This window comes from Rhodococcus yunnanensis NBRC 103083 (genome assembly GCF_001895005.1).
Classification (GTDB): Bacteria; Actinomycetota; Actinomycetes; order Mycobacteriales; family Mycobacteriaceae; genus Rhodococcoides; species Rhodococcoides yunnanense.
Genome location: NZ_BCXH01000016.1, coordinates 48114 through 60030, shown reverse-complemented (window position 1 = coordinate 60030; position 11917 = coordinate 48114). Strand labels below are relative to the sequence as shown.

Sequence of the window (11917 nt, the reverse complement as noted above, 5' to 3'; positions counted from 1 at the left end):
GTTCTGGAGGTGGCTGGTTCTGGAGGTGGGCGTCAGCCCACCGTCGCCGTGTCCAGAATGAGATTCTTGTACCGGTTCCAGGTGATACCCGCGGTGCCTGCGGTGTAGATGTTCGTGTTGGTGGTGACGGCGAGGTCGATGACGAACTGCTCGTCGAGCAACAGATCCGAGAACTCCGTGTACGACGCCTTTGCCGCGTCGCTGTCGGGGTCGGCGTGCGACCACAGGCGATCGACGATGTCGGTGTACTGCGGTGAGGTGTACCCCGACAGGTTCTTGGCCGGCTTGAACGGCGCCGCGCCCGTCGCGAGGGTGGACGGGTTGAGCTGCGCGAAGCCGTGCGGATTGATCCAGAGCTGATGCTGACCGCTGCCGAGGAACGGTGAGAACGCAGCTTGTTCGCGGGGATCGAGGGTGACGGTGAAACCGATCTCGGCGAGGTTGTTCTCGATGATCGCGGCGATGGTGCGCGCAGGGGCCACACCGGTTCCGTAGGACAGAAGCAGCGGGGCAGCGGGTGGGCCGCCCGCCTCGGCGAGCAACTGTCGTGCCTTCTCCAGATCACGGGAGTAGAAGTCCCTGGCAGAGGCGTCGTACGCAGGTGAGGACTCGGGCCACGGTGCACTCGACGCGATGCCGATACCGCCGAGGACCTCGTCGACGATCCGCGTCCGGTCGACCGCGTACGAGATGGCCTGGCGAATCCTTTTGTCCGCCAGCGCAGGATCGTTGACGTTGACACCGACGTAGTAGGCCACGTCGTAGACGTCCTCGTGCTCGACGGTGAACTGATCACCCGAGAACGGCCGTGCGTCCTGCGCCGACACCCCGATCACCGCATTCGTCTGACCCGATCGTACCGAGGACAACAGTGCAGAGCTGTCGGGAACCACGCGCACGGTGACACCGTCGAGCAGAGCCGCGTCGCCCCAGTAGTTCTCGTTACGCTTCCAGTTGGACTGCTGCCCGCGCTGCCACGAGTCGAACACGAACGGGCCTGTGCCGATGAACTTTTCACCGGACAGGAGTTCGGCTTCGGATTCGGAGTCGGTCAGCAACGTGAACTCGAGCAGGTCGTTCAGGTTGACCAGCGGGTGTGCCAGAGTGAGCACCGCGACGTGCGCGTCCGAGGTATCGACGGCGGTGATCGTCTTCGCTGCAGCCTGGAGCTGCGAACCGGCGGCGTCCTTCGCGAGGTTGGCGAACGCGTATGCGACGTCCTCGGATGTCAACGGCCGTCCGGAGTGGAAGGTGACGTCGTCGCGCAGATCGAGCGTGACCTGCAGTCCGTCGTCCGATACCGCCCACGACGTCGCGACGCGGGGCGTCGGCTCGAGCGTGTCGGGATCGAGTCGGACGAGTGTGTCGAAGACGAGTCCGCCGATGGTCATCGATGTCAGCGATTGCGAGAAGATGCTCGCCGGGTTCAGATCGCTGAGCGAGCCGATCACCAGTGTGCCGCCGGGTTCTCCCGTGCCACCGCTGCGTGACTCCTCCACCGCCGACGAGCAGGCGGTGAGAAATACGGCGGCGGCACCCGCGGTCAGAAAACTTCTACGGTTGATCATGGTTCCTCCTGTATGTGGCTCACGCGCCGGGGGCGTAGCCGCATCAATCCGCGAACACCTCGGCGTCGCTCTCGATCCGGTCGACTGTTGCCGCCTCGACCTGCACCGGGCCGGGCCGGTAGGTCACGGACCTCAGCGAACCCGAGTAACGGAACGGTCCGCGCCGTTCGCGTAGATCCCAGGACACGGGACCTCGGGCATCGACGCCCACGGAGATGCCGGTCCACGGTGCCATCGCAACCAGCTGGACTTGATCGTCCAACCGGGCGACCGGGGCGCCGTCCACCGATATCCGGAAGTTCCAGCGCAGCCGAGGTGCGACCGTGGCGTCGACGGTGATGGTGTGAGCATCGATGGGCACCGGGCCGAATGCTTCGGTGTAGCGTCCGAAACTGTTGAACCCGAACACGATGCGGCCGTTCTCGATGTACAGAATGTACCCGCCCTGCGGATCGCCGTGTGCCACGAGGACACCCTCACCGACGTCGTCCACCAGGACATCGATGGTGAAGTCCCTGTACGCGATCAGCTTCGAGGACCGGTAGCGCTCCAACGTCGGTGTGCCGGCAAGTATGGTCACCGGGTCGGACAGCCGAGCTTCCTCCGGACGTCGCCGGGCAAGGTCGGCGCGGGTGACAAGAGGGAAAACCGTGTTGGCCCACGCGGCATCGTCCCAGGCCGCCGCGAGCTCGGCTACCTTCCCTGGATGAATCGCCGAGACATCGTGCAGCTCGGTCGGATCCGTCCGCACATCGAAGAGCTGCCAGTGCGGGGAGTCGATGTCCGCACCCGGGTCCTGCAACGCCAGCAACTTCCACCCGTCGCGGTAGTACCCGCGGTGGCCGGTGATCTCGGAGTACTGCTCGACGTGCCGTGACGGCTCGCCCCGCGCGATCACCGGCGCCGCGGACACGCCGTCGAACTCTTTGGCGGGCAGCCCTCTACGTTCGGCGGGCTTGCTCAGGCCGGCCAGATCGAGCAACGTCGGCGCGAGGTCGGTGACGTATGCGTACTGGTCACGAATCTCACCGGACGCGGGGAGCCCCGCAGGCCACGACAGGATGAACGGCACTCGTACCCCGCCGGCGAACGTCTGTCCCTTGTAGAACCGAAAAGGCGTGTTCGACGTCTGGCCCCAGCCGCGGGGGTAGTGCACTCCTAATCGGGCCGTCCCGATGAGCTGCTCGTCGTGCGGGACGTCACCCACCCAGTCCGGATCCGACACGCCCGCGAATTCGGCGAAATAGCTGCGGGTGCCTTCGGGCCCGCCCTCGGCGGTGCCGCCGTTGTCGGAGGTGAACACGACGATGGTGTTGTCGAGCTCGCCCAGTTCCTCGATGACGTCGAGTACCCGGCCGATGCTCTGATCGACGCTGTCGACCATCCCGGCGTACACCTCCATGTAGGCGGCGAATCGGCGCTGCTGGTCCGCTGTCAGAGAATCCCATGGTTCGACGTCGTATCCGGGTTCGGTGTTCCGCGGCGCCTGCTCGGTACCCTCGGGGAAGAGCCCGGCCGCGAGTTGTGCGGCGAAACGACTCTCGCGCAGACGATCCCATCCCTCGGCGTACCTGCCGTGATATTTCGCGCGATCGGAGGGCTTGACCTGCAGTGGCCCGTGCATCGCGACGTGCGCGAAGTACAGAAAGAACGGCTTGGACGAATGGGCGCGTAGATCCTTGATGTATCCGACGGCGCGGTCGGTGAGATCGTCGGTCAGGTAGTAACCCTCGGGATACTCGTCGACCTCCACTGCGCCGTTGTCCGATGTCAGCTGATTCGGGTGGTAGAACGAGTTCAGACCCTCCAACGAGCCGTAGTAGCGGTCGAATCCGCGCTGCGTCGGCCACGAGTCCTTGGTGCGTCCCGGTCCCATGTTCGCATCGCGGACCAGGTGCCACTTCCCGACGGCATAGGTCGCGTACCCGTTGTCCCGCAGTATCTCCGGGAGCGTCGAGACGTCGTCGGCGAGTTCCAGGCGCAGGCCGGGGAATCCGGGATCGGCATTGGAGACGTACCCGTAGCCGGCGCGGTGGGCGTTGATGCCCGTCAGCAGCGAAGCTCGCGATGGTGAACACAGCGGCGTCGTATGGTAATTGGTGAAGCGAACCCCCGTGGCGGCAAGCCTGTCCAGGTGGGGCGTCTCGATTTCCGAACCGTAGGGGCCGGTGTCGCTGTAACCCATGTCGTCGATGAGGATGACGACGATGTTCGGTGCACCGGCAGGAGCAGTCGGAGGGTACGTCCAGGACGGGGTCGAGTCGGCGGTGGTTCTGCCGACTCGACCCTCGAATCCTTCGTAACCCCGCGCATGTGGCGGGATCGGCATCAGAGAGTGATGCGGACGGGCTCGTCGACGACCGAATAATGTGTTGCGTCCCCGGCGATCACGCGGCTCGTGTCCCCGTTCGGGTGCACGGGTACGTCGCCGGCGAGAGTGATGCGCTCGAGGCGACGGTACTGATCGTCCCAGTCCGCGACGGCGTAGTGCTGGGTTGCGCGGTTGTCCCAGATGGCGACGTCGCCGAGCGACCACGTCCACCGAACGGTGTTCTCCAACTGGGTGACCCGATCCTGCAGGAGGTTGAACAGCGTCTGCGATTCCTTGGTGGACAACCCGATGAAGTTCTTGATGAAGTGGCCGAGCAACAGTGTCTTCTCGCCCGTCTCGGGGTGAACGCGCACCACCGGGTGCTCGGTCTCGAAGTACGTGGACTGAAACTCCTTGCGGTACTCGGCCGACTTCTCGTTCTGGATCTTCTCCGCGGAGGTGGCCGAGTAGTCGTAACTGTTCGAGTGTGTCGCCCACAGATTGTCCACGAGCGCCTTGAGCGAGTCCGGCAGCTGCTCGTATGCGGCCACCTGTGAGGCCCACGTGGTGTTGCCGCCGTACTCCGGCAGCGAGACGGCACGCAGGATCGATGCTTTCGGGATGCGGTCGACGAACGTGACGTCGGAGTGCCAGCTGTTCGCCTTGCCGTACTCGGAGTCGATCGCGAGAGTCTTGGTGCCGCGGGAGGTGACCGTGGGATGCGGCGTCGTCGGGGCCCCGAGAAGTTCGGCGAACGCGTACTGGCTCTCGTCGTCGAGGTGGTCCTGTCCGCTGAAGAAGATCACCTTGTGCGTGAGCAGCGAGCGGCGGATGAAGTCGACTGTCTCGGCGTCGAGGTCGCCGCCGAGGCGCACACCTTCGATGCGTGCGCCGATCTTGCCGCCGATCTTGACTGCACGAAGTGCGGACGACGCTTCGGGGAGTGTGTTTACCGACATTGGTCTACCTTTCCTACGACAGCGGCACTGCACGAATTACACGGGCGCAGTGAGGGATTGCACTACCGAATCACACGTGCCCCCTGGATGTACACAGTTGGATTCACCGTGATTACAACCGAAGTTCCTCTCGGCAGGCTGATGCTAGCTTCGCTGACATGAATCCGGCCGCTCACGGCTGCGCGCCCAACTCCTACCCTCGAAAGACGGATGTCACGTGAGTACAACTCTGCCCCTCGACCGGCGCACTCTTCTGCGCGGCGTAGGCCTGACCGCACTGGCGATCTTCGGTACCTCGGCATGCGCCTCCGCGGTCGACGAGCAGAAGTCGGAGGGCTCCGCCGACGCCACCCCGGTGCGCGGTGGGACGCTGAAGACGGCCGTGACGCAGGATGTGGTGCCCGCGAACTTCCTGACCAACACTGCAGGGGCAACGACGGTCATCGGTCTGGCGTACGAGAGCCTCATCCGCTATCCGCACGACGAACTGTCGCCGACGCCTCTGCTCGCGACATCGTGGGAATTGGCTCCCGACGGTCTGTCGTTGACATTGCAACTACGCGACGACGTCACGTTCCACTCGGGCAGGCCGTTCACCTCCGCGGACGCGGAATTCTCGATCCGGACGTACGCGGATCCGAAATGGACTGCGCAGCTCAAGAGTACGGCTGCAGCGGTCACCGGATTCGACACGACCGATCCGCATCAGATCGTGCTGACGTTCGCCCATCCGCTGGGCAACATCTTCGACCTGCTCGACACGGTGCCGATCCTCGACAGCGAGTCGATCGAGCAGTTGGCGACGGGAGAGAAGTTCGTCGGTACCGGGCCGTTCGTGTTGACCTCGCGAACTCCCAACTCGTCGTTGATATTCGAACGCAACGAGAAGTACTGGGTGCCCGAACGGCCGTATCTGGACCGCGTGGAGGTGTCGATCATCCCCGATTCGCAGGCTCTCGTGAACTCGCTGCGGGCGAACCAGGTGCAGGCGGTGACCAACATCAACTATCGCGACGCCGAGACGCTCTCGAAGGACGGCGGGCACACGACCTCGAACCTCGAAGGCGCCGAACTGCAGATCTACGTCGGAACCAATGTGCAGAATCCGGCGCTGGCCGACGTCCGGCTGCGACAGGCCATCGCCTTCGCACTCGACCGCGACCGCATCATCGCCGAGGTGTTCCGCGGCGCGGGCTATCCCATCAACGTGCCGTGGCCGAAGAATTCACCGGCATACGACGAATCACTGAACAGCACCTTCGCACTCGACGTCGACAAGGCCCGAGCCCTGGTCGCCGAAGTCGGCGCCATCCCGTCGCTGCCGCTGACCTACCAGGCGGGCAATCCGTACTACGAGGCAACCGCACAGATCGTGCAGGCGAACCTCGCCGACATCGGTATCACCGTCGAACTCGACCCCGTCGAGAGCGCAGCCTTCGTCAAACAGCTCATCGGCGCACAGTTCCAGGCATTGTGGGTCACCTTCCACTCCTGGGCGCAGTACATTCCGTCCACACTCACCGTCAGCGCCTACCCGTTCAACGCACTGAAGAACGCCTCCCGCTACGAATCACCCGCATACGTCGCGGCAGCGGACCAGGCGTGGCAGGTCGCCGACGGCACGAGCGACGAGGCAGTCGAAAAATACTCCGGCGTCAGCCGAGAACTGCTCGACGGGCTGTTCCTCATCGAGATCGGCGTGGTCTTCAACCAGATCGTCTCCGCCAACAGCGTCCACGGAATCGACTGGACCAAGAGATCCGAAATCCTGCTCACCGATACGTTCCTGTCATGACGCGATACCTCGTCCGGCGGCTGCCGTCCGCGATACTCGTACTGTTCCTGGCGTCCATCGTGATCTTCCTGGTGCTTCGACTCGTCCCTGGCGACGCAGCGACCACCCTCGCCGGACCCGACGCCAGCGAAGAATCCATCGCCGCGATCCGCGCGCAACTCGGCCTCGACACCTCCATCCCCGCCCAATACCTCACCTGGCTCGGCGGAGTCCTCAGCCTCGACCTCGGCCGGTCCTACGTCATCGGCGGCTCGATCGCCGACCTCGTCGCCGACGGTTTGACGAACACCATCGTGCTGTCCGTGACAGCGCTCGTGTTGGCCGTCCTCGTCTCGGTGACACTCTCCATCGCCGCAGTCGCCTGGCCCAGACGATGGCTCACCGTAGTCGTCAACGGTGCCAACACACTCGCAGTTGCTCTGCCTCCCTTCGTGTCCGGTGTACTACTGGTCCTCTTCTTCGCCGTGTCGATACCCGTATTGCCGGCCGGGGGCACACCGCCGGCCGGATTCCTCGCCCGCCCCGACATAACCGTCCAATATCTGTTGTTGCCGGCGATCTGCCTCGCGCTTCCGGTGGCGGCCGCGTTGACGCGGTTCCTGACGGAGTCGCTGCGTACCGAACTACGGCAGCCGTACGTGACGACGGCCCGTTCGCTCGGTGTCTCGCAGTGGAACCTCGTCTCGCGCAGCGCTCTGCGTAATGCGTTGCCGACCATGGTGACTGCGCTCGGATTGCAAACCGGGCAGCTGCTCGGTGGGGCGGTACTGGTAGAAGCGATCTTCGCGTGGCCGGGTATCGGGCAGTTGATCGAACAGGGCATCAGTCGACGCGATTACCCCGTGGTCCAGGTGCTGTTGCTGCTGTCGGTGTCGGTGTTCGTCATCGTGCAGCTGCTCACCGACGTGCTCCATGCGTATCTCGATCCGCGGATCAGGATCGGAGGAGCGTCATGACGGTACTGGAAGAGCCTGTCGCGCAACGGACCAGGTGGACAGGCCTCACCCGCGGGCAGGGGCTTGCAGGGGTGATCATCGTCGCCGTCATCGCGCTTGCGGGTATCTTCGCCCCCGTGCTTGCGCCGTTCGATCCGCTCGAACAGATCTCCGGCGCAAATCTGTTGAGCCCGAACGGTACACACTGGCTCGGCACCGATCAGGTAAACCGTGACGTGTTCTCGCGGGTGCTGTACGGAATCCGGATAGATCTGATCATCGCGTTCGTGGCCGTGCCGATCGGTGCGATTGCGGGTGGGCTCGTCGGGCTGCTGTCGACTCTGCATCCTGCCGCGGACACCGCAGCTCAGCGTGTGTTCGACGTCGTACTTGCCTTTCCTGCTTTGATTCTGGCCATCACTCTTGCCGCGATCATCGGGCCGGGGGCATTCACCGTCGGTGTGGTGATCGTGTTGGCGGAACTGCCGATCTTCGGTCGACTGATTCGCACGTCGGTGCTGAAGGTGCGCGAGCAGCCGTTCGTGGAAGCGGCCGAGGTGATCGGCGCGGGCCGAGTGTGGATTCTGCGGACACATGTGCTGCCGAACTCGCTCGAACCCATCGGGGTGCAGGTGGCGCTGTCGCTCTCGCTGGCGGTATTCGTGGAGAGTGCAATGAGTTTCATCGGAATCGGCGTTCGGCCGCCGCAGCCGTCGCTCGGCTCGATCATCTCCGATTCCATCCCGAATCTCGACATCAACGCGGCGTTCGCGGTCGGACCTCTTGTCGTCGTCGCGGCGCTGGTACTGGGGTTTCTCCTGATCGCCCAAGGAATCGGACGGGAGCGCCGGGCATGAGTCTGTTGACCATAAAGGATCTGACCATCCGATTCGGCACGGCGGCACCGGTAGTCGACCGCGTGAACATCACCGTCGAACAACGCGAGATCGTCGCGCTGGTCGGCGAGTCCGGTTCGGGAAAGTCGTTGACTGCTCGGACGATTCTCGGACTTCTACCGGACGGTGCATCCGCGTCCGGTTCGGTGACCCTCGGGGGAACCGAGCTCATCGGTGCCGACGAGAGACTGCTCGATTCGGTTCGCGGCGTGCGGGCTTCGATGATATTCCAGGAGCCGCAGACGGCGCTCAATCCCGTGCAGAAGATCGGGTGGCAGATCACGCAGGCGTTGCGCGCGCACGAAAAGGTGTCGAAAAAGGACGCCAGGGCCCGCGCCATCGAGCTGCTCGAGCTCGTCGACATCCCCGACGCGGGCAAACGGATCGACTGGTACCCACACCAACTGTCCGGCGGGCAGAAGCAGCGTGTCGTCATCGCACTCGCGTTGTCCGGTGAACCGGAACTGCTCATCGCCGACGAGCCCACCACCGCCCTCGACGTCACCGTGCAGGCTGAGATACTCGAACTTCTCCGGCGGCTGCGTGATACTCGGAACACCGCGATTCTGCTCATCACCCACAACATGGGTGTGGTCGCCGACATCGCGGACCAGGTGGTGGTGCTGCGTCAGGGTTCGGTGGTGGAGACGCAGCCGGTGCACCCACTGTTCGCCGAGCCCCGCGAGCGGTACACCAGGGAACTGTTGGCAGCGGTGCCGCGGTTGGACGACACACCCCATGTGCGCGCAGTGGCGTCGGGCGGTGACCTCGCGCGCACGAGTGGCGCAGCCACCCTCACCATCCGCGACGTCTCGGTGGTGTACCCGCGACGGCACGGAGCCGAGGCCTTCACAGCCCTCGACTCGGTGAACCTCACTGTCGGAGACGGTGAGGTAGTGGGTCTGGTGGGCGAATCGGGCTCGGGCAAAACAACTCTCGGTCGGCTTGCCCTCGGCCTGGTTCCGGCGACCACCGGGGCGGTCGAGCTGCTCGGTACCACGGTGAGCAACCTACGGACGTCGCAGCTGAGGGGTCTGCGGCGCAACGTGGCGCTGGTCCATCAGGACCCGGCGGCGTCACTGGACCCGCGCCGAAGCGTCGGGCAGAGCATCGCCGAGCCACTGGTGGTGCACAAGGTGGGAGGTGAGGCGGCAAGAGTCGCAGCCCTTCTCGACTCGGTGCGTCTACCCAAGGACTTCGCGGACCGCAGGCCTGCGGAGCTGTCCGGTGGGCAGCGTCAGCGGGTGGCCCTGGCGCGAGCGCTTGCGCTGTCACCGAAACTACTGGTGGCCGACGAGCCGACGAGCGCTCTCGATGTATCGGTGCAGGCGCACGTATTGGAGTTGTTCGCGGACCTGCGTGAAGAGTTCGGTTTTGCGTGCCTGTTCATCAGTCACGACCTCGCGGTCGTGGACCGGGTGGCCGATCGCGTCGCAGTTCTCCGTGCCGGGTCGATCCTCGAGACGGGTACGGCCTCCGAGGTGTTCCGCCACCCGCAGCACGAGTACACGCGAAACCTCATCGACTCCGCACCGCTACCCGACCCCGAGATTCAGCGGGGGCGCCGGGATGCTCGCTCCGCTCCCGTGCGTGCGTGAGTGCACCGACGAACCTCCGGCGGTTACCCTCGGTCATGGCCGCAGATACACAGTCCTCGTTGCTCGCGGGGTTGGAGAGCACGTTCGCCGACGAGGTGGAAGGGCTGACGGTGCCCTGGCAGGGCGCGTCTGCTCCCGCACCGAGAGTGCTCGTGCTCAACGAGCAGCTGGCGTCCTCGCTCGGTCTGAACGTCGACGACCTGCGGGATTCCCCCGAGATATTGGCGGGATCGACGGCGCCGGCCGGTGCGAAGCCGGTGGCCATGGCGTACGCAGGCCACCAGTTCGGCGGTTACGCACCCCGACTCGGCGACGGCCGCGCGCTTCTGCTCGGTGAGCTGGTCGATGCCGCCGGCAGCAGGGTCGATCTGCATCTGAAGGGCTCCGGCCCGACGCCGTTCTCACGCGGCGGGGATGGGTACGCCGTCGTCGGCCCGATGCTGCGGGAGTACCTCATCAGCGAGGCCATGTACGCGCTCGGTATCCCCACGACCCGGTCTCTGGCGGTCACCGCGACCGGCACCTACGTGCTGCGCGAGGGCCCCGAACCAGGAGCTGTCCTCGCCCGCGTCGCCGCAAGCCACCTCCGCGTGGGCACCTTCGAGTTCGCAGCTCGACGCGACGGTCTGGTGCAGCCTCTCGCAGACTATGCGATCGCCCGCCACTACCCACAGCTTCTGGACCGTCCCGACCGCTACCTGGCGTTCTACGAAGCGGTCGTCGATGCTCAAGCGTCATTGGTGGCCCAGTGGATGCTGACGGGTTTCGTGCACGGAGTGATGAACACAGACAACACCACCATCTCCGGGCAGACCATCGACTACGGCCCGTGCGCATTCCTCGACGCATTCGACCCGAACGCAGTGTTCAGCTCGATCGACCAGGGTGGCCGTTACGCGTACGGCAATCAGCCACCGGTGCTGCACTGGAATCTGGCGCGGTTCGGCGAAACGCTGCTCCGGCTCGTCGCTCCCGATCCGAACGACGCGATCGCCGCGGTGTCGGCCGTGCTCGACAGCTTCTCCGAGCGCTACGGCCGGTACTACTCGGCGGGTCTGGCGGCCAAGCTCGGCCTATCCGGTGCGCCGGACAGCGCACTGGTCGACGACCTGTTCGCCCTGATGCAGCAGCACGGTTCCGACTGGACCAACACCTTCCGCGCCCTTGCCGCGCAATTGCGCGGACAACCAACCACACTCGACGGCTTCGAGCCGTGGATCGAGCGATGGAAGGCTGTGCTCAGCGGTGAACCCTCGGTGATCGCCGACGCCATGGACCGCGTCAATCCCCTGTACATCCCGCGCAATCACCTGGTCGACGCGGCACTTCGGGCTGCGACAGCCGGTGACCTCGCACCGTTCCACGAGCTGCTGGATGTGGTGACCCATCCGTTCGTCCGCCGCGAAGGATTGTCGAAGTACGCCGAGCCTGCGCCGGTGGAGTTCGCCGAGGGCTTCCGAACCTTCTGTGGGACATGAAACCTCACCTCGATACCGTTCGGTAACGCTCCGCGCTCGGATCCCGACGAGTGTCGTACGAGCTCCACCGACGAAAGGCGTGACTTCATGAAACGAACGAGCCGACGCATTGCAGTGCTCACCGGAGTCATGGCGTTGCCGATCGTGGTGGGCGCAGGTGTCGGTGCCACGACGGCGAGCGCCGACCAGTGGCACTACGGGCCGGTCTACCGATCAGAGAACTCCGGTGAAGGCGGACAGTACTTCTGCAGCAAGGCGCAGTCGCTCGAGCAGTCTTCGCAGTCGATCATCATCGTGCCGTGCACCAACGTTCCCGACACTGACGTCTGGTACCGAGTCGTGTTCAACCCGTACAACTGGGGTTGGAGCGGGTAGTC

At 64.8% G+C, this 11917-nt stretch carries 9 protein-coding genes; 6 read left to right on the top strand and 3 right to left on the bottom strand.

Features of this window, described 5'->3' with window-relative positions; genetic code table 11:
• Positions 1 to 32: 32 nt before the first annotated feature.
• From RY1_RS22125 to RY1_RS22115, 3 genes are read right to left on the bottom strand one after another with little or no spacing between them, the layout of a single operon-like run.
• Positions 33 to 1568, bottom strand: a complete 1536-nt coding sequence (locus RY1_RS22125) for an ABC transporter substrate-binding protein (RefSeq protein WP_072806205.1) — start codon at positions 1566 to 1568, stop codon at positions 33 to 35.
• 43 nt (positions 1569 to 1611) lie between these two features.
• Positions 1612 to 3897, bottom strand: coding sequence for an arylsulfatase (locus RY1_RS22120; RefSeq protein WP_072806204.1), 2286 nt, complete (start codon positions 3895 to 3897; stop codon positions 1612 to 1614).
• A complete protein-coding gene (locus RY1_RS22115) occupies positions 3897 to 4838 on the bottom strand; it encodes a TauD/TfdA dioxygenase family protein (protein ID WP_072806203.1) in 942 nt (313 codons plus the stop codon). Before RY1_RS22115 ends, RY1_RS22120 begins: the two co-directional genes overlap by 1 nt.
• Before the next feature lie 217 nt (positions 4839 to 5055).
• On the opposite strand from RY1_RS22115, the gene RY1_RS22110 reads away from it, so the two are divergent.
• From RY1_RS22110 to RY1_RS22085, 6 genes are all read left to right on the top strand, one after another.
• Entirely contained in the window at positions 5056 to 6633 is a 1578-nt protein-coding gene (locus RY1_RS22110) for an ABC transporter substrate-binding protein (protein WP_245819860.1), read from the top strand.
• On the top strand, positions 6630 to 7589 hold the full coding sequence (locus tag RY1_RS22105) for an ABC transporter permease (protein ID WP_072806202.1): 960 nt from the start codon (positions 6630 to 6632) through the stop codon (positions 7587 to 7589). The genes RY1_RS22110 and RY1_RS22105 overlap by 4 nt, the downstream gene beginning before the upstream one ends.
• The gene (locus tag RY1_RS22100) at positions 7586 to 8425 is read left to right on the top strand and encodes an ABC transporter permease (RefSeq protein WP_072806201.1); all 840 of its coding nucleotides are present in this window, start codon (positions 7586 to 7588) and stop codon (positions 8423 to 8425) included. Before RY1_RS22105 ends, RY1_RS22100 begins: the two co-directional genes overlap by 4 nt.
• Positions 8422 to 10062, top strand: a complete 1641-nt coding sequence (locus tag RY1_RS22095) for a dipeptide ABC transporter ATP-binding protein (protein WP_072806200.1) — start codon at positions 8422 to 8424, stop codon at positions 10060 to 10062. The genes RY1_RS22100 and RY1_RS22095 overlap by 4 nt, the downstream gene beginning before the upstream one ends.
• Before the next feature lie 35 nt (positions 10063 to 10097).
• Positions 10098 to 11540: a protein adenylyltransferase SelO gene (locus RY1_RS22090; RefSeq protein WP_072806199.1), complete on the top strand. Its 1443-nt coding sequence runs from the start codon at positions 10098 to 10100 to the stop codon at positions 11538 to 11540.
• A gap of 87 nt (positions 11541 to 11627) precedes the next feature.
• Positions 11628 to 11915: a hypothetical protein gene (locus RY1_RS22085; RefSeq protein WP_072806198.1), complete on the top strand. Its 288-nt coding sequence runs from the start codon at positions 11628 to 11630 to the stop codon at positions 11913 to 11915.
• Positions 11916 to 11917 lie beyond the last annotated feature (2 nt).